Genomic DNA, 23,065 nt, shown 5'->3' with positions numbered 1-23,065 from the left:
AAAAAATTATTTATGAAGCCAATATTTTAAAAAATATTTTAACCAAGAAGCAATGTGTATGCGCGTGCCACGACTAAATAAAATACTTTTAATACCTGTCATTTCAGCTGAAGGACGGCCATGATAATGAATAACCTCAACGTCAGCCAAATAATAAACTGGCCAATTCTTTTCTTTAAAACGCCGACACCAATCCACGTCTTCAAAATACATAAAAAATCTTTCGTCCATACCACCAACCTCTTCCATAGCCTGATGGCGCACAAACATACCCGTACCCAAAACCCAATCAACTTCTCGAGTATCACGATGATCCCATTCATGCATTAAAAAATGATCAATTTTTTGACTCGCTCGTTTTAATTTACCTAATTTGGTTCGACGATAAATTGGTACCCAAAAGTTAGGGAAACGACAAGCTGAATATTGAATACTTCGGTCGGGATTAATTAATTTCGGTCCAACCAAACCAACTCGTGGATGTGCCTCCATAAAATTAAACAAACGCTCAATAACTTTTTTTTCTAAAAACAGAGTATCAGGATTTAAAACAAAATAATATTTAGCTGGAAATTTTTTCAAACCAAGGTTAACGGCTCGAGCGTAGCCTAAATTATTTTTTAAAAAAATCCTCTCAGTCCGAGGAAATTCTTGAATTAACATTTGTTCGCTATCATCTTGAGAATCATTATCAATCACGACTACACTGTAATTTAAAGTTGTATTTTCCAAATCACTAAAAATAGACTTTAAACAATTTTTCAATAAGCCTTTTGATTTATAATTTACTATGATTATAGCTACATCTTTATACATACCATTGTCTTATTTCTTTAGATTCAACTTTTTTATTTTTTAAAATATAGTGCCGCTTATTTAACATTAAACGCCAATATTTTTTAATTTCTTTAAAGCTTTTTAAGGTTTGTTTTTCAAATAGAATTAAATAAATAAACTTTTTAAATTCGTACCAAAAGATATGCGGTAAATGAACAAATATATTGTTCAGCGTTTCGTTTTTAATTAAAACATACCAGTGATTTTTATAGGAATGATAATTAACAAAATCAGACTTAACTGAACGATGCTGATGAGTACTTTTAAAATTTTCTTTACCTTGGGCACCCCGTTGATGATAAGCCACAACTGCTGGCCAATATGCCGCCGACCAACCATACCATCTTAAACGATAAGCTAAATCAACATCTTCTTTGTACATAAAAAAGTTTTCATCAAAATATTCGTTTTTATATTTAACATCATTTAGGGCTTGACGACGATAAATTGGCGCAGCGCCAGAAACTCCAAAAATTTCCTGACCAGTTTTAAATTGTTCTCCATCTCTGCGTCCCTGACCAATATCAACTATTTGATGATTTTTATGAATGACTAGACCCGCGCTGTCTAACTTACCACTTTTGGTAATTTTGGGCAAGATGCTAGATTCGTCAAAATTCCAAGTTAATAATTTGCCAGTTAAACTCCCAATCTTTGAATTGTGATCTAAAAAATCAATGGCTTGTTGTAAAAAATCTGGCTCTAAAATTACATCTTGATTTAAGCATAAAACATATTGACTTTCGGTCCAATGAATCGCTTGATTGTGTGCCTGACTAAAACCTAAGTTATTTTTATTAACTACTACTTTTAAATTCGGATAGTTTTGTCGAATAAAATCAACTGTGCCATCAGTCGAGGCATTATCAATAATTAAAATTTCATAATCCTTGAAAGTTTGATTTAAAACTGAATCCAAACACCATGGCAGATATTTGACTGCGTTCCAGGTAACCAAACTAATAGCGACTTTAGTTGTTGACATAAATAATTTGATAAATTAATGTTGGATCGAATAAAACCTACTCCGGACTAATCACGTTCGGGGGTTTTTTATTTCAAACAATTTCGACAAATATTCATGGCCGGTTTTCCTTTTAAAAGATTTCGTCTGATTTGTTTAAATTTGGGTTTATGCCAAATATCCGTCAATGATTGATTTTTAACATTACCAAAACTATATTTAGCCAAAAAATCATTAGTACAAACCACTTCACCGCCATAATTAATGGCTATTTCATCGCGTATATAAAAACATCTTTTTATTTTATGTGCTCTTGTTATTTTAACCAATCCACCGCGATTAAATAAAATCATTTTTTCGGGCTTTAAAATTCTGATTTTACGTTTTTCTTTTTTATTTAATAATTTAAAAAATTGATCCATTTTATTTTTAACTAAATCATTGTGCAGGGTAATTACAAATCCATCAACTTTATTTTTTAAAAATTCATCAAACTTTTTTTTAGTTAATAACAAACCATTGGTATGAATAATAATATCGGCCTGTGGTAATTTTTGTCGAGCATATAATAATAATTTAGACAATCTATCATCTAATAATGGTTCGCCATAAAAATGTGGTGAAATCCTACCCCTAAACCTAATTTCAGCCAATTCATCAATAATTTTTTTGAACAAATTTTCTGACATTAAATGCTGACCACGATCATAATAAGCTGTCGGACAATAATGGCATTTTAAATTACAACTACTAATGGTCTCTATATCCACTGCTGCAAACATATCAAAAGTACCATAATAAATCAACTTAGTTAAACTATAATATAAACCCCGTAGGGTTGATTTCCATTTTTTGAAAACTTTATGACTAAAAAAAATATAAAATCTTGATGTTAAATTTGGTAATTTCATTTTTCAAAAATAACTGAACATAAAATTAAATAACCAATCCCCAAGGGATGATTTAGATACGGACTAAAAAAACTAGTAACTAAAACCGCGACTAAACCTAGAATTAAACTTATATTTAAAATTGACCTATTTTGCCAGCCACTTTTTATAATCTGCCAGATTAAAAATAAATAAACCATCAATCCAACCAAACCAATTTTTAACCAAATATCAAAATAACCCCATTCGAAAGCGAAAGTTGTGTACCAACCTTCAGAATTATCTTTTAAATTTCTAGGATCTAAGGATTGATAAGTTACCGTCTGCCCAAAACCCGAACCAATCACCGGATGTTTAGCGATAGCTTTTAATAATGGTTGAATTAAATTTAAACGGCTCATACCAGCCACCTCGTTTTGGGTTAGTCTTTTCTCGACTAAACTGGTCAGGGAAACCACCTCGCCAGAAGGTTTGGGCAAATTAGCTAGACCTAAGGCCAAAACTGCACTACTAACTGCAATTAAAATTAAAACTAAAACTATTTTTACTAAACTAATTTTAATCTGTGGCCACGCTTTTTTACTTAAAATTAACAATAAAATTATACCAGCCAATAGACCCACCCAAAAAGAGCGCGAAAAACTAATCAATAAAGTTAAACTGCTTAAAACAGTTAGAACGTAAGCCAAATTTTTATTTTTAAACCAGCCGTTGTTTTGTTTAAATAAAAAACGCAAACTAACAACCAAAAATACAAAAAAACCAACTAAAACAAAAATTTGTGATTGAATAAAAACACGATAAAAATCATAACTCATCAGACTAATTTCACCAATATAATTGTCGCTCATCCAACGATATAATGGTTGCATCCAGCAAACTAAGTTATGAGTAAAAACCCAGAATAAAAATACCGTTTTAAAACAAACTATCAACAAGCTAGCTGATAAAATTTTAAATATATTTTGAATATGTTGTTCAGTTTTAATAATATCAAAAAATGGTATAACTAAAATAAAATATAACCAACCATTAAAATCAAAAAATAGATTGCTTAAACTATTTTTTCTAATTAACCCCCAAACTACACCCCAGATTAAACATAAAGCCAAAATTAAATAATATTTAAAAAATTTAGATTTTCTAATTTCAAAAAAATTATCAGGCCAAGAATGTTTCTTAAACCAAACTATAATTAGTTTTAATCCCCAAACCAACATCATTATCACAAATAAAGCAATCCGCAAGGAAATCATTTTTTCACCAACTGGTAAAAAAAATAAATAACCCTTTGAACCAATAAATAACTCAGCTAAAATAATGTAAATTCCGTATTCTAATTTTTGCCAGCTTAAAATCAAAGTAAAAAATAAAATTAAACTAAAAACTAAAACATTAACTTCAGGATTTAAATAACCTACAAACGATGTTATTTCTAAAAATAATAAAAATAAAAAAATCGTGCCAATTTTTAAATAGTTTGTTTTTTGGGTTAATAATTTCATTGTTTAAAATTAAAAATCTGACTTAAACCAGCTAACGCCAAACTTACGGGTCGCAATAAATTAATAATTATATATTCTAATTTAGAATGGTGTTTTTTAAAATAATAACTCAAACTTTGATTAAAAATTTTTTGTTTGTCTAAACTCAATCTTTGTTTAAAGCTTTGACCAAAATGATGAATAATTTGCGCTTGATTAAAATAATAGACTTGATGGCCAGCTTGCTTAACTCGTTGACAATAATCTACTTCCTCAAACCAGATAAAAAAAATTTCGTCTAATAAACCAACTTGATTTATAATTTTGTGTGGAATTAAGAAAAAAGCACCCATCACCTGCTCAACCGACTGGCTACGACTATAATCTAAATCATTTGCTAAATAACGTTTAAAAACGGCTAAATTTGGCATAATGTGATGTAATTTGAGTAATATACCAACTTGATCCCAAAGCCCCGGAAAACGCCTTACAGACGGCTGTAAAGAGCCATCAGGATTTAATAATCGACAACCTAAAACTCCGATATTGGGATTAATTTTAATATAATTTAAACATTTTACCAAAGCGTTTTCCAAAATCAATGTATCTGGGTTTAATAATAAAATATACTCTCCCCTGGCCTGTTGAATGCCCTGGTTATTAGCTCGAGCATAACCCAAATTTTGTTGATTGACGATCAACTTTATTTGCGGAAATTTTTCTTTAATCGTATCTGCGCTACCATCTTGCGAAGCATTATCTACTACAATAATTTCATAATTAATATCATGTGTGTTATCTAAAATACTTTGCAAAGATTTGATCAATAAATCCTTAACATTCCAATTAACAATAATAATTGATAAATCAATTTGTTGAGACATATATACTATTTTAACCTATTTTTAAATTTAAAACAAAGGAAAACCCCGACTAGGCGGGGTTTAAATTCATCATCAGAAGATTCTTTCATAAAAGAGATTTATTATCTCTATTACCGTTTTAAGTCCAAAAATATCAGCTCTACTCACTCTAACTTCTTTGACAGATGTTAAAGCGCAGATCAACTGCTCTCTGGAATCCGGATTATCGTGATCTATTAGATCTTGCACCTTAGTTCCCAAACCTATTTCACCAACTTCAATTCCTAAGGTGGTAGCAATAATCTTGGGAATTTCTCGTGCGGGATTAAATTTGTTAACACACATTCTTCCTCTTTCTATTTTTTAGTTTTAATTTTTTTATTATTATTTAATACTAGCATATATTTAATTTCTTGTCAAGAGTAAATAAAAAGCTCGCGCAAATGCACGAGCTTCAAGATCTTCTAATTTGAGGAGTTAATTAAAAACTTAGTTAACTCTCTTGGAGTGGATATACCTTTTATATCGTCAGGATTAATTTGGATGTTAAATTCATCTTGAAGTTTTTTAGCTATTTCTTCTCTAAAAGACGCTTCTTCCATTTTGTCCGAAATATTGCTTTGAGCCGATAAAGCTCTAGAACAAGCAATGCCAAGAACAAACATGAGAATTTTTTGAACATCCATTAAACTAATTTCCAGCAATTTTTTTCCTTTCTATTTTTTTTTCAATTATATCAACTAATAGCCTGACTGTTACATTATTAACAATGTCACCTGGGGAAAAATCGATATTCCATTCATCCATAATTCTTTGAGCTATAAGCTCTTTGTCTTGGGGGCCAAAGGTCATGTTTAACCCCTCTAAAAATTGACCATCCAACAACCCCCTTAACATGTCTTCTACCCAATTTAAGATTCCCTGTTCGTGAACCAATAGAACCTCCTTTTTTTAAAAAATTAAAAAGATCAATCTTAATTTATAATTTATCATGACTAACTTTTTCTGTCAAGAGTATGCTTCTTTTGAATAATTTTTTTGGCTTGAAAATATTTTTGGATTAAAGTTGGCGCCCAACCAATTTTCTGCCAAGGTATTTTATAAACAAATTTGGGCAACCATGAACTAATACGATTTTTGCCTGGAGAAAAATAAAATAAAATCTCATCAATCCATTTACCGGTTTTACCTTGCTCTAACATGGTTAACCACAAATCCCAATCTTGAAATCTTTTTAAACTTTCGTCCCAACCTTGTTGAGAAAAGTCACAACGACGGATCATCGAGCTGGTGTGAATATAATTTTCTTGTTTTAATTTCATAGCATCAAATTCATGCAATTTAAATTTTTTACTTCCCCACCTGAACGAACTATAAACATAACTTTTGTCGGGATGTTGCTCTAAAATTTGGATCATTTTTTCAAAAGCTGTTTCATATAATATCATATCGCTATCACAAAAAATAATAAATTCTGAATTTGGATTAGCTTCTCTTAGCCCTCGATTACGGGCTGCTGGTGCGCCTTGGTTGGTCTGATAAAAAATCTTGATCTTGTTTTTATAACATTTTAAATTCTCTAAGGTATCGTCGGTCGAACCATCCACCACGACAATAATTTCAAAATCTTTAAAATTTTGATCTAAAATTGATTCAATGGTTTGTGAAATTAATTTACCATCCTGATAGGTCGGAATTATAACACTCAATCGTGGCATATTATTTTAAATTATTTTGATAAACTTGAATGGTTTTTTTAGCTATGTCCGTCCAATCAAATTTTTGCTTGGCTAATTCTAAACTATAGCGTCCCATTAATTTGGTTTTATCTAAATTCTGATACATTGTTAAAATCTTTTTAGCCAATATTTTAGAATCATCAACCGGAATAACAAAACCACTTTTATCTTCATCAATAACTTCTGGCACACCACCAGTTTGGGTACTAATTACCGGTCGACCAAAAGAATAAGCTAATTGAATTGCTCCACTTTGATAAATTTTATGATAAGGTAATACCACCACATCAGCCGCATAAAAATATTTATGCACTTCATCTAGCGAGATATAATTTAAATGAAAATCTGTACTTTCACGAACTTTAAACAAATCAATCAAATCCTGCGTAATTTCAAAATCATGAATTTTACCGGCAATCACCAGTTTAATATTGGAATATTTGCGTAAATATACCATGGCTTTAATTAAAACATCTAATCCGCGATAGGGTCGCACGTTGCCAAAAAATAAAATTATAAAATTGTTTTGTTCTAAACCTAACATGCGGCGCGCTTCAAGAAAAGTTAATTCTGATTGCAATTTAACCACATTTAAAAAATTACCATGGAAAATAACATCTATTTTGTTAGCTGGAATATTAAAATTATCAATTAGATCTTGTTTATTATTTTCAGCGTGAACTATTATTTTTTCAACTGTTTGATAAATTTTTTTTAATTTACGCTTATCTCCCGGTCGAGCTTCGTGCGGTAAAATATTATGCGCCGTGTAAACAGTTAAAATGTTTAAACGCTGTAATTTCTTTATTAAACCGGTATCCATAGTTTGACTCAATAACCACTCAAAATGTACTACATCGATTTTTTCCCGACGAACCATTTTTAAAATACAACGGCGATTGTGCCAATAACGCCATAATTTAAAAAATAAAAACGCCCGTGGCGATTTCAATTCGCGGCGAATTATAAAATCATTTTTAAAATAATCTAACTCATTTTTACCCTGAGTAGTTAATAAAATAAAACTGGCTCGCTCTTTTTCTAAAGCCTGGCATAGGGCTTGCGTGTATTGGCACACGCCACCATCAGAATTGGGATTAATAATTAAAATCTTCATATAAATTATTTTTTAAACGAAAGTAAAATTGATTGTACATCTTGGCGTTTTAAACCGCCAATTAAAATAATAATTAAAATATAGATTCCACCACCCACCGGAATCCAAAATGGCCACCATAACCAAGATTTAAAACAATAAATCACTCCACCCATAATCAAACTAGCCAAAATCGATTTTAAAATTATCTTCCAAACATGCCAGCGGTTATAATCAATAGTCTTACCCACCCAATACAAACCTAAACCTGTCAGTAAACCATGGCTAATCAAAGCTGCGATAGATGCACCCAAATAAGTATAACGTGGAATTAAAATTAAATTTAAAATAATATTTACTACCATAGTTATGCCAATATTGATCGTATTATTTTTCTGACGATCACAAGCGTTTAAAATTGAACCCAGTGGATAATTGATAAAAATAAAAAACATAGCACAAATCAAAATTTGCAAAACCAAGATTGAGGCTTGATATTCCGGACCATAAATTTCTAAAATAATTTTATCAGCTAAAATGAAACCACCAACTGAAATTGGAAAAGCCAAAACGCTTAAATAGCTAATAGCTTTTTCGAAAGTTTGTGACAATTTTTCTCGTGCCTGAACATAAAATTCTGCCAAAGCTGGAAAAATAGACGCCCCAAAAGCTGCTGGAATAAATTGTAAGGCAAAAGTTAATTTATAGCCTACACTATAAAAACCCAAGGCAGTATCACCGGCTAATTTTGATAACAAAACCTGATCCATATAAGAATAAACTTTAATAAAAATGCCGGCAATGGCAAAGGGAATTGTAATGGTTAACAAAAATTTTAAAATTGGCTTGTCGATTTGCCAACCTAATTGAATATTTAATTTTTTGTATAACAATATTAGAGAAAAACTAAAGTTAAATAAACTAGCTAAAATTAAAACAGAAATAAAAACGTGCAAAGGTAATTTTAAAAAAATCGCTATTCCACCACCAGTCATGACAATTATTTGATAAATAATTGTGCCAATACCTTCATATTTTAAATTTTGATGACCCCGAAAAATAGCATAAAAACTTAAAGTAAAAGAATCCAGAATCATGACTAAACCAGCTAAATAAACTAATTGTTTGGTGATTGTCTGATAGCCCAATAAATTAATTACTAACACAATCGCTCCATAAATAAGCACCGAGGCAATTAATTTAAAAGTAAAAACATTTTTTAAAAAAACATTGCTTTTATCTTTTTGTTTAGCTACTTCCCGAGTTAAAACTGAATTCAAACCCACATCCACAAAAACTGAAAATATAGTTGTGAAAGATAAAGCAAAAACATATTTACCAACGTCTCCAGCCCCCAAAAAGCGAGCTAATAATGCAAAATAAACAAAAGCTATCACCTTTTGGATTACATAGGCTAAAGTCAAATAAAACGTGTTTTTAGTTATGCGACCAGATGTCATAATATATTTATTATACATTAAAAAAACAAAAAAATAAACCTTTTATTTTTTAAATTTTTAAATTTAAGTTTTTAAAATTTAATTTTAATTTTTATTTTGTTTAAAAAAATAATTATAAATTTTAAGGGACGGCTTACACCATCCCTTTTGTTAATAAAATTTCACTAATCATCACGAGCCCCAAAGGTCACCACATAGATAGTCACCATTGTACCGTAAAGATCTTCGTATCCCCATTCGTCTGTGGTGATATAGCCAATACCTATCTCTTCGTAATGTCGATCCGACATTATTTCTCGATGTTTAGGGCTATTTTCCCATCCTTTAACGACCTCTTGTGAATTAAATCCGCCAGCAACAGCGGCAAGATTTTCGCCACTGTAGACAGCTTTATATCCACAAGCCTTAATCCTGTCAGCCGGATACGACCCGTCTCTTCCCCAATGGCTAAAATCTTCCACTTCAAATAAATACTGACAGTGATTTTGGGCAGCCAAAGATAAGAGATGGTTATTTTTTAACGGTGGCGCACCAATCGAAGACCTGAAATCGTTAATGTTTTTAATCAGATCTTGTGGTGAATCTTTTTTTTGGCTTGAACCGCTCCCACCAAAAATAATGACGTAGGTGGTTTTTGTGAAGCAGTGATATAACCAATACCAATGTGCTGATAGTCTGAGCTCCTAAGTACTTCGGAATCCTCGAATAATTGACTCAGGACGTAGCTTAGACTAAAACCATCGTTCCGTTGCATAGCTACTTGATATTGATAAGTGCCCTTATAACCACTGGCTTTGATTCTCTCTGTCAGCCCGCCATCCAAACTCGCCGAGTCGGGATTAATTACGCCCGTTCGAAGAATTTTCTTGCAATAGTCCATAGCCAACCGTTCCAGAGTTGGGCTAATTTCTAGAGGTGAATATTTGTAATCTTCCCGATAGCTATTGATCATATCGACCAAGTTTTCTCGGTTCAAGTCTGGATCGTTCTCAAACCCCTGAACGGAAAATACCGAGATTAAAATCAATCCCAGTAATACGCAACATCTTTTCATCTTTCTCTCCCTTTAAATAAGATTTGTTTGGTTATTTCTGTTTGGTTATTTTTGTAAAAATTTTATAGTTATGTTAATCTTTTAAAGAACCGCCTCAATCTTAGCTTATTTTTAGAAAAATGTCAAGTCCTGAATCATGTTTTTATAAAAAAAGGGGGGACCTTTCGATCCCCTTTTTACCTTTTTTTTGATAACCTTTTGATCGCCTTCAGAGTCACTGCCATCCCAAGCCATAATAAACCTCCTTATTAACGTTTCTTCCATTGTGGGGCGCGTCTAGCTTTTTTCAAGCCAGGTTTTTTACGTTCTTTTTTACGTGCATCTCGAGTTAAAAATCCATTCTTTTTTAAAGTTGTTCTATATTCTTCATTATATTTAACTAAAGCTCGGCTAATACCATGTCGAATTGCTTCAGCCTGACCGTGCACCCCGCCACCCTTAACTTTAATTGATAAATCAAGACTACTTTTTTCATCAGTCATTTTTAAAGACTGTAAAACAATTCTTTGAAATTCTGGCTGTGGAAAATATTCTTTTAATTTCTTATCGTTAATAACAACCTCGCCACTACCTTGTGGATATAATCTCACCTGAACAGTGGCTGTTTTGCGTCCGCCGCTGGCACCAATATATTTTTCTTTGGATTTAGAAATTGTGGTTGTTTTTTTTTCTTTAATTTCAACACTTTTTTTCTCGGTCATAGATCTATTCGTTAATGGTTAAACGTTTCATCATTGAATTGCGTAATTTATTTTTAGGTAACATATTATAAACCGCCTTGGTCAATAATTGAGTCATAGACAATTCATTCATTTTACGACTTTTACGTCCGCTGGGATAACCAGAATAGCGAAAATATTCTTTCTTGTCCATCTTATTACCAGTTACCTTGATTTTAGACGCATTTTCGATTATAACTATTTCTCCCCCATCAACATTAGGTCTAAAGCCAGGCTTGTTTTTACCACGCAAAAAAGTCACAATCTGAGTTGCTAGTCTACCTAAAACTTGGTCTGTGGCATCAATTTTTATTGTTTGTCTTTCCATATATATATTTATAATACTAATTTATACCAATAACACTAATAAATCCCATATTGTATCTACACCAAACTAATCTGTACTATTTTAGCGCCATCTCCTTGACGTGGCCCAATTTTCACAATGCGAGTATAACCACCGGGTCGATCTTTGTATTTTGGACCTAAAACTTCCAAAACCTTATCAACAGCGTTTTTGGTTGGTAAAAGACTTATCAAATGCCGACGCGTGGTTAAATTATTTTCTTTACCAATAGTAATCATTTTTTCGACTATTGAACGCATTTCTTTAGCTTTGGCCTCTGTAGTTTCAATTTTTTCATATAAAATCAAAGATTGAGCTAAATTTTTTAATAAAGCTTCACGAGGCGCTTTTTTTCTATCTAGTTTTCTACCTTTCTTTAAGTGACGCATAATAATAAATTAAAATATAAAATCTAAATTTAAAAAATTATTTTTTGGTTTTTTTATTAGTGGCTTTTTCTTTGGCTATCTTTTTGGTTTTCTTTTCGGCTTCTTTTTCTTCGACTTCTTCAGCTTCTTCAACGTCTTCATTTTCTTTTTTAATTTTAATTTCCTTAACATCCTCGCCCTGAGTAGCATCTAAAATGAAGCCAAATTGTCTGACTAAAATTCCAGCCGCTTTATTAAAAGCGTTTTCTGGTGTAATTGTCCCGTCAGTTTCTAAATCAAAGATTATTTTATCATAATCGGTACGATCACCGACACGCACATTTTCAACATTAAAACCACATTTTAAAACTGGTGTGTAAATCGCATCTACTCCGATCACGCCAACCTCAGCATTAAAATCTTTTTTCTCTTCAACCAGAATATAACCTAAGCCTCTATCAACCCAAATTTTCATATCAAAATCAGCTTTAGCGTCTGTTAAAGTCGCAATAACTAAATCTTTATTGATAATTTCCACTTGAGCATTCTTACTAATATCGCCAGCTGTAACTTTCTTTTTACCTTTAACTTTTAATTCTAATTCCACGGGTTCGTCAGTGAAAGATTTTAAATGGACTTGTTTTAAATTTAAAATAATATCTACCACGTCTTCTTTTACATATTGAATGCCGGAAAATTCATGAGCTACGCCTTTAATTTTAACCGCATAAATAGCTGTGCCTTTTAAAGATGACAACAAAACTCGACGTAAAGAATTTCCTAAAGTCAAGCCATAACCAGGATAGCAAGGTTCGACAACAATTTCAGCTTGATTTTTATCATTTTTGTCCTGATTAATAGTAACTTGACTAGGTAAAGGAATATTTTCCATATTTTTTGTTTTTTAAAAAATTTAAAATTATCTTGAATAAAACTCAGTGATTAATAATGTATCAACATCTTGCGGTAGATCCTCTGGCTGTGGTAAGCTTTCAATTTGAATAGTCATTTTTTTAACATCAACCTTCAACCATTTAGGAATTTCCTGAGAGCCAGAATTTGAATTTAAAACTTCTTCAATCTTACTTTTCATTTTACTCGTCTCTTTAATACTAACCACATCACCCTTTTTAACACTATAAGATGGTATATCAACTTTTTTACTATTAACTGTAATATGACCATGTGTTATAGCTTGACGGGCAGCTTGACGAGAAGTTAATAATGATGAACGATAAACCACATTATCTAAGCGACGTTCTAATAATTCTAATAAAGTTTTACCGGTATCACCTTTTAATTTACGGGCTTGCAAGAAATAATTTTTAAATTGTTTTTCCAGAACCATATACATGCGTTTGGCTTTTTGTTTCTGACGTAATTGAATACCATACTGCGACATGCGTCCAGTTCTTTTAGTTCCGTGTTGTCCGGGTGGATATTTACGTTTAACCATTGCACATTTACTTGAATAACAACGCTCACCCTTTAAAAAGAGTTTTTCGCCTTCGCGTCGACATTGTTTACATTTTGGATCTAAATTTCTGGCCATTGATTTATTAAAACTAAAAATTAATTTTTAAACGCGTCGCGGTTTTTTAGGTCGACAACCGTTATGTGGCACTGGAGTGATGTCTTTAATAGCAACTATATTAACTCCGTTAGCATATAAACTCCGGACCGCAGCTTCACGGCCTAAACCCACACCCTTAACAAATACTGACGCCTCTTCAAAGCCTCGTTGCTTTGCTTTATCAACCGCAGTCTTAACTATTACACCCGCAGCATAAGGTGTCGCTTTTTTTGGTCCTTTAAAACCACATTCTCCAGCTGAAGCCGAGGCAATTACATTACCGCCTAAGTCAGTTAAAGTTATATGAGTATTGTTATAAGTTGCGAAAACATAAGCCTTACCTCTTTTAACTGGCAAATGCGCTTTTTTACGTTTTTTACCTAATTTAGTTTTATAAGAACCCGAACCACGTTTACGAGCTTTTAATTTTTTGTATTCTGGTTCAATTTTAACTTCCTGTTCAACTTTAACTTCTTCTTTTACTTTTTCATCTTTAATTTCCGTTTCTCCCTGGGCGTCTGTTTTTGTTTTATCTTGTTCCTCCGCGTCCACTGCATCTGCAACTTTAACATCTTCAGCTAAATCTTCTGAAGTTTGTTCTTCGTTATTTAAATCTTTATCTAATTGTTGATCTTGAATCTGTTGTTTCATATTTTAAAAATTTTAGGTTTTTTGAGCTGCTTTAGCTCGACCACTTACAGTAGTTCTTCTAACATTACCACGGACTGTGCGACTATTAGTTTTAGTTCTTTGACCTCTTGCTGGTAATTTTCTTTTATGTCGCTCGCCACGATAACAATTGATTTCTTTTAATCTTTTAATATTAAAAACTATATCACGTCTTAAATCACCCTCTACACGATAATTTTTTTCTATCAACTGTCTCAAACTTTCAACTTCGTCATTATTTAAATCTTTAATCCGAGTACTGGGATCAATTTTGGTTTGTTTTAAAATTTTATTGGCGGTCACATTGCCAATGCCAAAAATATAGGTTAAACCTATTTCAACTCGTTTATTTTGTGGTAAATTTATACCTGCGATTCTTGCCATTTTTTGTTAGTGATTAGTGATTAGTGGGTAGGTTGTAGTGATTAGGTAATAAAAATTAAATACTTAATTTGCCAATAATTGTATTTAACATACGCATAATCTCATCCAACAAACCATCTACTTTAATATAATTTATTGTTTCTGTAAAATTTAATCTTTTTGAAATTTCTATTTGAGTTTCTAATTCAGCTCCTGAACTATAGGCTATAATCAAAAACTGTCTGTAATCTTTTTTAGTGCCGCGTTTACATCCTTCAGCAATATTTGAAGGGATGGAAACAACACACCGTCTCATTTGAGAAACTAAACCATAAGTTTCTGACTGTGGAAAATTCTGTGTTAATTTATAAATAGCCTCAACTAAATCCATGGATTTTTTCCAAACAATTAAATCTTTATAAGATCTTATTTGGTTTTCCATAATAATATTTTTTATTTTTAAAATTCATCATTTCTCTCTTCTTTACAACCTACCCGCTACTCCCTACTCACTGTTCCTATTTCTGGCGTTGCTTGTGTTTAGGATTTTTACACACAACACACACTCGACCTTGGCGTCGAATAACTTTACAATCTTTACAAATTTTTTTAACTGATGCTCTTACTTTCATGTATTTTAAATTAATAACGATAGACAATAATACCTTTTCCTAGATCGTATGGACTAATTTTTACTTTTACCTTATCGCCAACTGCCAAACGAATACGATGCATTCTCATCTTGCCAGATAAATAAGCTCGAATCGTCTGCCCGTTTTCTAATTCAATCTCAAAGTTGGTTGCTGGTAAAAGTTCAATAATTTCTCCATCTAGCTCTAAATATTCTTTGGATTTAGAAGTTGTTTCTTGTACCATAATAAAATTAAAAATGTGTTGAATGTAAAAAAACATTTACACATTTATTAAATGATAATTTATTTATTTTTTTTTGTCAACCCTTTTAAAATTATATGTGTTAATAAGTATAAATTTTATTTTTCCACACACTTAAAATTGATACTTTTATCTTAACATAAATTTAAATTCTTGCCAAACTTTATTTACAATTTTAATTCTTATCGACTTCCAAATCCTCTATTTTTTTAACGCCCTCTTTAGTGGTGATTAAAATGTCGGTCGATGTTATTTCTGGTTTAATTTCAATAATATCTTTTTTAAAACTTGACATAAATTCACCAACCACCATTTCTGTTTCTTTTTTAACAACTTCTATCGGCATTATTTCAACATTTTTATTTTTAATTATCGAACCAATTTCAGATTCTTTAATTTCTTTATTTTCTTCTTCAATCACAACAACTCCGTCTGATAATTTTTCTTGTTCTGTCGTCTCTTTAATTTCTAAATCTAAAACAACATTGTTATCTTGATGTTCAAAAATTATTTCTGTCCCTTCTATTTTAACCCCCTCTTTGATAGTGACAAAATTATCTTCTGTTTTTGGTTTAATTATGTTTCCATTATTTTCATCTACGATTTGATTGTCTTCTATTATTTTTGTATTGGAAGTCTCATTGCCATTTCCCAGCTTTACTTTAATACCTATAACTTTTTTAATTTTATTTTCAATAATACCAAACATATCTTTTATTTTTTCTAAAGGTGGTAAAAATTTAACTCTTGCCTCTGAACAACTAGTTGAACATTCAATAGTATTATATAATTCTAATCCAGATCCATAAATAACGTCATTGCAAATATTATCACCATCGTTATAGCTACTCGCCTCTCCAATCAATAAATCAACAAATTCATTGTCACAAATATTATTATTTTCAATTATATTTTCACTTGACATTGTTAATATTATTCCGAAATTATTGTTATTAATTTGATTTAAATTAAAATAATTAAATTTAGACTCTCTAATATTAATTCCAATATAACTATTAATAATGTTTGAATTTCTAAAAATGATATTATCTGAGCTTTCAATAATCACACCATTAGTATTACCATCGATATTACTTCCATCAATTTCTATACCATCAACAACCACATCATCTGTATTACACAATATGAGTTCTGTAATTGGTTCTATTATCATGGGTAAAATTGATTCAATATCATCATCATTTTTAAAATAAATAATCTGCTTTCCTGCTGAGTCCGTATTTCTTTTTATAATATTATTACAATTATTGTATAATTCATCAGTTCCCACACTAACATCAATACTATAAGCGTTTTCTAAATAACCCGCATTAATATCAATTATATTATCTTCAATATTATTATTTGTCGTTCTTGATATTTTGATACCTTGCATAGAACCGTCTATATTATTATTTAATATAGAATTATCATTTCCCATTTCCACCTTAATTCCAAATCCTGAGTCAATAATTGTATTATTAATTACCTCACAAAGATCCGATTGATAAATCTCAATTCCGACATCTTCACTAAATAAATTTGTGTTATTGTAAATATCAATATTAGAACAAGAACTCGTAGTGATTCCTTTACTATTGCTTTCTAAATTATTTCCATTAATTAAATTATTATTTGCTAAAGTTAATGAAATTCCTGAATTAAAATTATTTTCTAAATAATTGTTTGTTATATTATTATTTTCAGAATCAGGTCCAAGATAAATACCAAGACTATTTTGACTCACGTTGTTTTCAATAATTAATGAATTAGAAACATCTTGTAATTGAATCCCATAAGTTGATGAAGCCAAGGGATCGTTAATAATATAATTTCCTTGAATTAAAACATCGTTAATACTCATCTCACCATAGATACTCGCATCTGTATTGTTAATAAATTCATTATCAATAAACTGAACACCCTGAACATTATTAATTACTGATCCCTTTATAAAATTTTCAATATGACAATTTTTAATAATAACATTATTTTTATTGTTAATTTCAATTCCATAATAATTATCAATATAATATCCAGACCTTATCCCTTGTCCAATCAATTCCGCATCATTACAATCAATAATCAAATTATTGCTATTAGCTATTAATGCCGTATCGTCAAAATTGTATGTTCCAGAACATAACATAATATCATCATTTATAAGATAAGAATCGCCCGATCTGACAACCCTACCCAAGAAAGTTTCTTCATCATCTAAATCAACACATTCAACACATCTTGAATCAAACTCATAGATTATTGGTATTCCACAGTCATTGCTTGTGCAAGCACAACCACCCGTACAATCATTGGACACGTTTGAATATTCATAATAATCATTACCCACACAACCGCTTAAGTGTGTACATTCTGTTGGCGCACAATCATCGTGCGAATCGCAAACTGCGCCACACACGTCTTTCACACAATATGTGTTCGTACTTGGCGCAGAACAATCCGTGTCGCAATCGGTACATCCACAATCTACTCCACACATATTTTCGCATGAATCAGAAATTAAAATTGAATCTAAAATAAGATTTGAATTGTATTCTGTTAATTTTAAACCATCACAATAATCGGTGTATGTTTCTTCGCATGAACTGTCTTCACATTCGTGGGTTGCGTCACATTCTGCGCCACAAGTAGTTACGTCGCAAGTGTGTGTTAATTCAACTGTTCCTGAAGTGCATGAATCGGTTGTTTCATTGCATGCAGATGTAAAACCAGCAAAATAATCCCAGGTTAATGGGTTTCCGTCTGGATTCCAAATGCACATTCCAATTGGGTCTAAATTGTTAACTGAACAATTTATCGGTGTGCCTGCGGTACAAATTGCATCTGCGCATGTTTCTGCTCCATTACAATATAATTCATCATTACAATTTTCAATTAAATTTGTTTCATCAATTACACAGACTGCCAATGAACATGTGTAAATATCTTGCATAATGTCTGTTCCTAAACAATAATTATTGTTTAATAAATTACAATTTTGCGTTTCTGTTGTTTCAGTTTCGCATACATACCCTAAACATCTACCCTCATCATGCATGATTGAATTTCCTGTACAATAGTCTGCATCATAAGAATTGCAGTCGTCATCAATCATACATTCAACACATCTTGAATCAAACTCATAGATTATTGGTATTCCACAGTCATTGCTTGTGCAAGCACAACCACCCGTACAATCATTGGACACGTTTGAATATTCATAATAATCATTACCCACACAACCGCTTAAGTGTGTACATTCTGTTGGCGCACAATCATCGTGCGAATCGCAAACTGCGCCACACACGTCTTTCACACAATATGTGTTCGTACTTGGCGCAGAACAATCCGTGTCGCAATCGGTACATCCACAATCTACTCCACACATATTTTCGCATGAATCAGAAATTAAAATTGAATCTAAAATAAGATTTGAATTGTATTCTGTTAATTTTAAACCATCACAATAATCGGTGTATGTTTCTTCGCATGAACTGTCTTCACATTCGTGGGTTGCGTCACATTCTGCGCCACAAGTAGTTACGTCGCAAGTGTGTGTTAATTCAACTGTTCCTGAAGTGCATGAATCGGTTGTTTCATTGCATGCAGATGTAAAACCAGCAAAATAATCCCAGGTTAATGGGTTTCCGTCTGGATTCCAAATGCACATTCCAATTGGGTCTAAATTGTTAACTGAACAATTTATCGGTGTGCCTGCGGTACATGTATAAATTGCACTACAAACTTCTGTACCGTTACAGTATGCTCCATCATCACAATCTATATTTTGCGTTCCGTCATAAACTGCAATTCCAGTATCACTACATTTTGCACAAACTCCTGCATCATTTCCCGAAGATGAACAAACACCCCAAATCCCGGCAGTGCATAATTTAGTTCCAATACAAACACCAGAACCACAATCTTCTAGTATGTTGTCTGTTGTCCCATCACAGTTATTATCTTTATTATCACAAACTTCTTCTCCCTCTGGATTAACATCTACATCAGTATCATCACAATCACCAGCTCTCCAAATATAGCCCACAGTTGGACATGCTCTTGTTTGTGTTGTGTCCGGATTTCCATATCCATCACCATCTACATCCCGATAATAAGTATTGCCAGTAAAAACACATAATCCACTTGGTGTTGATGAGCCACAGGCATTGTTTAAATAGGTTCCTCTGGTAGACGAATCATATATGTCTCTTGTTCCGATACTTCCGCAAACTGTATTATTTTGAACCGCCACAGTCCCTGCCGAATAGGTAGAAACATTTAAGCCATAATAAGGAGAATTAAAAATTTTATTATTAATAAAATTAACATTTTCAAGCTCAGTTTCTAGCCCCGTATCAACTAAAACATTATGCCGAATATTATCAGTTCCAGTTGTATCACCTCTTCCAAGATAAATTTTATTGCAATTTTCAAAATAATTTCCTTTTTCAATGTCGGTTGTTCCAGTTCCCCCTACCTGTACTGTTGACACTGCATTGGTGTAAATCCCATTAATTCCGATATTTTTAAATTCTGAATTTTCAACAATCAACTGGTTTCCTTCCACATCATAAAGGTAAATCCCATATTCATCGCAATTTATAAATTTAGAATTAATTATTTTTAAATTTCTTGCATAAGCACCAACTTTAACATTTTCAAAGTGAATATTATCCCAGGTTGTTATTGTTGAGCCCGAAGTTCCCATCAGCGCTATGCCGGTAGAAACATTTGATATTTTCATATTCTTAATTGTTCCTTTTGAAAACCAAGCATCATAATCCTCGCGGACTAATGGATAATTTCCAAAAGGCGGATATACGCCCGGATCAAAAATATAATCGCCATAATCCCTTGTTTTGCCGACAAATTCTGAATTTTTAAAATCAACTACAACATTGTAAGTTCCGAGTAAGATTTGCTGTGTTGGATAATCCAACGGATAATAACCATCTTCGCATAAATTAATTGTCCCGCCATAAGCATCAATTATAAAATAATGCTTGCCTTCTTCTGATGTCTCTCTAATTCTCTCTGGATAATATGCATCTCCCCCTGGATATGTTGCCGGCCAATATAAATTGGTGCATCCAACAGAACATGTATAATCGCAAGTTGTCCCCGTGGCTGAACCGCACGCAGTTATAGAATAATCATTTGTTCCTTGATCATTAATATCCTTAACAGACGAGCTACACGCATATAAATTTCCGACCTCATTATTATCACTTGCACTATCTGCATAAAATCCTGTATTGCTTGATGTTTTAATCACATTTCCCTGAAATTCATTATTTAATGAATTAGTTAAATAAATTCCGTATGTATTTGATTGGAATGTGTTTTGATAAATGTAATTATTATTTGAATTAATTAATTCAACACCTTTTCCGTTTGAAGTTAAAATTCCATATTTTTCAACCACGTTTTCACTTCCGTTTATTTTAAATCCTGTATTTGAATTGCTTACATTTGAATCAGCTAACATTACTCCGTCTGAGTTTAAAATTTCAACACCAATATTAAAATTATTTAAATTACAATCATAAATTCTAACATCAGATTGTGAATCAATCTTTATGCCGGTTCCTGTTCCAGTTCCTGTGATTGTTGCGCCACTGCACGTTAAAGCTACATTATCACTGTTAATGTTAATGCAATTTCCGCTTGCTGACATGTCCCCACTTAAATAATATGTTCCAGGGGAGTTAATTGTTGTACATGACGAAATCACGTCCGAATTGTCAGCACAAATATACCCATCAACTAGGCCTTGTTTATTTGCATCTGAATCGTCGCAATCAGCAACACTGTTTCCTGCACAGCTAGTTGGACAACCAGTTGAAGGTTTAGATCCTAATCCCCACCAACAATAACCATCGCTGTCTGCATCAGTGCAAAGCTGTGTTGTCGGCGCTCCTGTAGCCGCAGTTTCAGGGTGACCCCATTTATTAAAAACTGCAATATCTATCGGACCGTACAAATAACCATAACCGTCAATTCCCCATGTTGGGCCCCAGGAATTTTTATATTCCATAATAAGCGACGAATCGTCTCTCCATATTTCAGCTCCAACAAGATTAACTGCGTGATTCCATTCGTTTAATCCTAAAACCATACCTGCGTTGCTTCTTAAATCCTTCATTAAGTCAACAGGGTTTCTGTAATTTATTGAATTTTCATATGTTGTTGATTTCCATGCCCTCGTATCCCAATCCGCACAAGGACTGCAAGGTGTTGTAGATAAACCCGTTGCTGGGAAACATGTCTCATCAAACTGACCGCGGGTATAAGCAACCTGTTCTGCGGGATTAACTTGCCCTCCACAAATGGGGTCGGTTGTTCCGCCTCTTGATATAAACTGCTGTTCGCTTAAATCTTTATCTAAATGCCTTGCAAAATAAGTATTAACCATTAGTTCATGGGCTGCTGTGGCTGCGTACGCCCAACACGTTGCGCCAACCTGGGTTTTAACTGATGTTGTCCAATCTTGGTTATGCGCATCTCTCCATGAGAATTCTATTTTATCATAATCAGCCGGCAAAGCCGTTGGAGAAGATGGAAGCATTGCAGACCCCGAATCTTCTAAATGTCTTGAGGGTAAAGAATATGTCATTTCTCCCATGGGCACAAAAGAAAAAACGCCTCCAGAATAATAAATTATCTCAGCGTTTGGCATGGGCTTATAAACTTTAACCGAGTCATATTGACCAGTCATTGTGTCTCCTAAATAAGCCTTTTTTATCTCATAAGATTCTTGTGAAATGCCAGTATTCCCCGCTTCCCAGTGATAACCAAACCTCTCATTTTTTTCGTTAATCATTCTAATTTTAGCATCATTTTGTTCGTTTAAAACTTGCTTAAAATCAAGACCAGTTTTAGTTGTTGAATAATAAATTTTTTCAAAATTAACTTCAACATTACTACCCTCAACAACGAGATGCAAGGGTTTAATTGAACCTGGAAGAGCTAAGGCTTCATCCCCAATCATATTAAAATCATATTCATTTTTAGAATTATCAAATTTGTCAGCATAAAAATGAGAAGTATCTAAAACTGCATATTCACGAATTTTGCCCTTTTCATCTTGACCAATTAAAATTACCCTTGCGAAACCATGACCATAATTTTGACCATCAGGTTTTAAAATTGGAAATGTCGTGACTTTTCCTGAAAAAACCACAGATTCAACCGTGGAAAGATTTGCAATATCAAAAACTTTATAATCTAAATCTCCTAAATTAACTCGTCCCTGTATTTTATATTCTTTAAAATTACGATAATCATCTAATTTAAAACTAGACCAAGACTGCTTATCTATTTTAATATTGTTAATTAATAAATGACTTTCGTTTAAATTTTGATTTAAATTTGTCAATTTGGGGGTATATTTTAAAATGCCCGGAACTTTATTTATTTCAATTGATTTAGATGCAATCTGTTTTAAATTATCACCCGAGAAACTTAAGCCATTTATCAAATTCTTGCTCTGGATGGGGGTCTGAGCCAAAACAGACGAAATAGATGAAATTAAAAATACGTTTAAAAAAGTAAAAACAACTATAAAAATAATTGCTCTTTTGCTATTTTTTCCCTCCTGTTGAATTTTGAATTGATGCATATATTTAATTAATTAATAAATAATAAAATATCACCTAATTATTAATTAATCATCTTAGTTTATTTTATTATTTTTGTCAAGCCCCAATATATACATCAACTACTTAAAATTATTCATATCGG

24 protein-coding genes are annotated in these 23,065 nt (G+C 32.1%); all 24 read right to left on the bottom strand.

Annotation, left to right across the window (positions count from 1 at the left end; all coding sequences use genetic code 11):
- Positions 1 to 6: 6 nt before the first annotated feature.
- On the bottom strand, positions 7 to 816 hold the full coding sequence (locus PHS07_00465) for a glycosyltransferase family 2 protein (protein MDD4606800.1): 810 nt from the start codon (positions 814 to 816) through the stop codon (positions 7 to 9).
- Positions 809 to 1,822 carry a glycosyltransferase family 2 protein gene (locus PHS07_00460; protein MDD4606799.1) on the bottom strand — a complete coding sequence of 338 codons (1,014 nt, stop codon included), beginning with the start codon at positions 1,820 to 1,822 and terminating at the stop codon, positions 809 to 811. Before PHS07_00460 ends, PHS07_00465 begins: the two co-directional genes overlap by 8 nt.
- 68 nt (positions 1,823 to 1,890) lie before the next feature.
- The gene (locus tag PHS07_00455; GenBank protein MDD4606798.1) at positions 1,891 to 2,712 is read right to left on the bottom strand and encodes an SPASM domain-containing protein; all 822 of its coding nucleotides are present in this window, start codon (positions 2,710 to 2,712) and stop codon (positions 1,891 to 1,893) included.
- Positions 2,709 to 4,196, bottom strand: a complete 1,488-nt coding sequence (locus PHS07_00450; GenBank protein MDD4606797.1) for an O-antigen ligase family protein — start codon at positions 4,194 to 4,196, stop codon at positions 2,709 to 2,711. The genes PHS07_00455 and PHS07_00450 overlap by 4 nt, the downstream gene beginning before the upstream one ends.
- Positions 4,193 to 5,059: a glycosyltransferase family 2 protein gene (locus tag PHS07_00445; protein ID MDD4606796.1), complete on the bottom strand. Its 867-nt coding sequence runs from the start codon at positions 5,057 to 5,059 to the stop codon at positions 4,193 to 4,195. The genes PHS07_00450 and PHS07_00445 overlap by 4 nt, the downstream gene beginning before the upstream one ends.
- Positions 5,060 to 5,131: 72 nt before the next feature.
- On the bottom strand, positions 5,132 to 5,383 hold the full coding sequence (locus PHS07_00440; protein MDD4606795.1) for a hypothetical protein: 252 nt from the start codon (positions 5,381 to 5,383) through the stop codon (positions 5,132 to 5,134).
- Between the two features lie 119 nt (positions 5,384 to 5,502).
- A complete protein-coding gene (locus PHS07_00435) occupies positions 5,503 to 5,703 on the bottom strand; it encodes a phosphopantetheine-binding protein (GenBank protein ID MDD4606794.1) in 201 nt (66 codons plus the stop codon).
- Between the two features lie 25 nt (positions 5,704 to 5,728).
- Positions 5,729 to 5,974 (bottom strand): hypothetical protein, encoded by a 246-nt coding sequence (locus PHS07_00430; protein MDD4606793.1) that lies wholly within the window; start codon positions 5,972 to 5,974, stop codon positions 5,729 to 5,731.
- A 59-nt stretch (positions 5,975 to 6,033) separates the two neighbouring features.
- Entirely contained in the window at positions 6,034 to 6,756 is a 723-nt protein-coding gene (locus PHS07_00425) for a glycosyltransferase family A protein (protein ID MDD4606792.1), read from the bottom strand.
- Position 6,757: 1 nt separating this feature from the next.
- On the bottom strand, positions 6,758 to 7,894 hold the full coding sequence (locus PHS07_00420) for a glycosyltransferase family 4 protein (protein MDD4606791.1): 1,137 nt from the start codon (positions 7,892 to 7,894) through the stop codon (positions 6,758 to 6,760).
- Between the two features lie 5 nt (positions 7,895 to 7,899).
- Positions 7,900 to 9,333, bottom strand: a complete 1,434-nt coding sequence (locus PHS07_00415) for a flippase (protein ID MDD4606790.1) — start codon at positions 9,331 to 9,333, stop codon at positions 7,900 to 7,902.
- A 164-nt stretch (positions 9,334 to 9,497) separates the two neighbouring features.
- Positions 9,498 to 9,890 carry a CAP domain-containing protein gene (locus PHS07_00410; GenBank protein ID MDD4606789.1) on the bottom strand — a complete coding sequence of 131 codons (393 nt, stop codon included), beginning with the start codon at positions 9,888 to 9,890 and terminating at the stop codon, positions 9,498 to 9,500.
- 8 nt (positions 9,891 to 9,898) lie between these two features.
- Positions 9,899 to 10,285 carry a CAP domain-containing protein gene (locus PHS07_00405; GenBank protein MDD4606788.1) on the bottom strand — a complete coding sequence of 129 codons (387 nt, stop codon included), beginning with the start codon at positions 10,283 to 10,285 and terminating at the stop codon, positions 9,899 to 9,901.
- A 350-nt stretch (positions 10,286 to 10,635) separates the two neighbouring features.
- Positions 10,636 to 11,088, bottom strand: coding sequence for a 30S ribosomal protein S9 (rpsI, locus tag PHS07_00400; protein ID MDD4606787.1), 453 nt, complete (start codon positions 11,086 to 11,088; stop codon positions 10,636 to 10,638).
- A gap of 4 nt (positions 11,089 to 11,092) precedes the next feature.
- On the bottom strand, positions 11,093 to 11,434 hold the full coding sequence (gene rplM / locus PHS07_00395) for a 50S ribosomal protein L13 (GenBank protein ID MDD4606786.1): 342 nt from the start codon (positions 11,432 to 11,434) through the stop codon (positions 11,093 to 11,095).
- Between the two features lie 56 nt (positions 11,435 to 11,490).
- Positions 11,491 to 11,841, bottom strand: coding sequence for a 50S ribosomal protein L17 (gene rplQ / locus PHS07_00390; GenBank protein MDD4606785.1), 351 nt, complete (start codon positions 11,839 to 11,841; stop codon positions 11,491 to 11,493).
- A gap of 37 nt (positions 11,842 to 11,878) precedes the next feature.
- Complete coding sequence (locus PHS07_00385) at positions 11,879 to 12,712, bottom strand: DNA-directed RNA polymerase subunit alpha (GenBank protein MDD4606784.1); 834 nt, start codon at positions 12,710 to 12,712, stop codon at positions 11,879 to 11,881.
- Positions 12,713 to 12,739: 27 nt separating this feature from the next.
- A complete protein-coding gene (gene rpsD, locus PHS07_00380; GenBank protein ID MDD4606783.1) occupies positions 12,740 to 13,372 on the bottom strand; it encodes a 30S ribosomal protein S4 in 633 nt (210 codons plus the stop codon).
- Positions 13,373 to 13,399: 27 nt separating this feature from the next.
- Positions 13,400 to 13,840, bottom strand: coding sequence for a 30S ribosomal protein S11 (rpsK, locus tag PHS07_00375; GenBank protein MDD4606782.1), 441 nt, complete (start codon positions 13,838 to 13,840; stop codon positions 13,400 to 13,402).
- A gap of 216 nt (positions 13,841 to 14,056) precedes the next feature.
- Positions 14,057 to 14,446: a 30S ribosomal protein S13 gene (gene rpsM / locus PHS07_00370; protein MDD4606781.1), complete on the bottom strand. Its 390-nt coding sequence runs from the start codon at positions 14,444 to 14,446 to the stop codon at positions 14,057 to 14,059.
- 55 nt (positions 14,447 to 14,501) lie between these two features.
- Entirely contained in the window at positions 14,502 to 14,867 is a 366-nt protein-coding gene (locus tag PHS07_00365) for a four helix bundle protein (protein MDD4606780.1), read from the bottom strand.
- A 76-nt stretch (positions 14,868 to 14,943) separates the two neighbouring features.
- On the bottom strand, positions 14,944 to 15,057 hold the full coding sequence (gene rpmJ / locus PHS07_00360) for a 50S ribosomal protein L36 (GenBank protein ID MDD4606779.1): 114 nt from the start codon (positions 15,055 to 15,057) through the stop codon (positions 14,944 to 14,946).
- Positions 15,058 to 15,067: 10 nt separating this feature from the next.
- The gene (gene infA, locus PHS07_00355) at positions 15,068 to 15,301 is read right to left on the bottom strand and encodes a translation initiation factor IF-1 (GenBank protein ID MDD4606778.1); all 234 of its coding nucleotides are present in this window, start codon (positions 15,299 to 15,301) and stop codon (positions 15,068 to 15,070) included.
- Between the two features lie 193 nt (positions 15,302 to 15,494).
- Entirely contained in the window at positions 15,495 to 22,943 is a 7,449-nt protein-coding gene (locus PHS07_00350) for a right-handed parallel beta-helix repeat-containing protein (GenBank protein MDD4606777.1), read from the bottom strand.
- Between the last annotated feature and the right edge of the window lie 122 nt (positions 22,944 to 23,065).

This window comes from Patescibacteria group bacterium, from assembly GCA_028707495.1.
GTDB lineage: Bacteria > Patescibacteriota > Patescibacteriia > UBA2591 > JAQWAS01 > JAQWAS01.
This window is presented reverse-complemented; position numbering and strand designations above follow the sequence as displayed.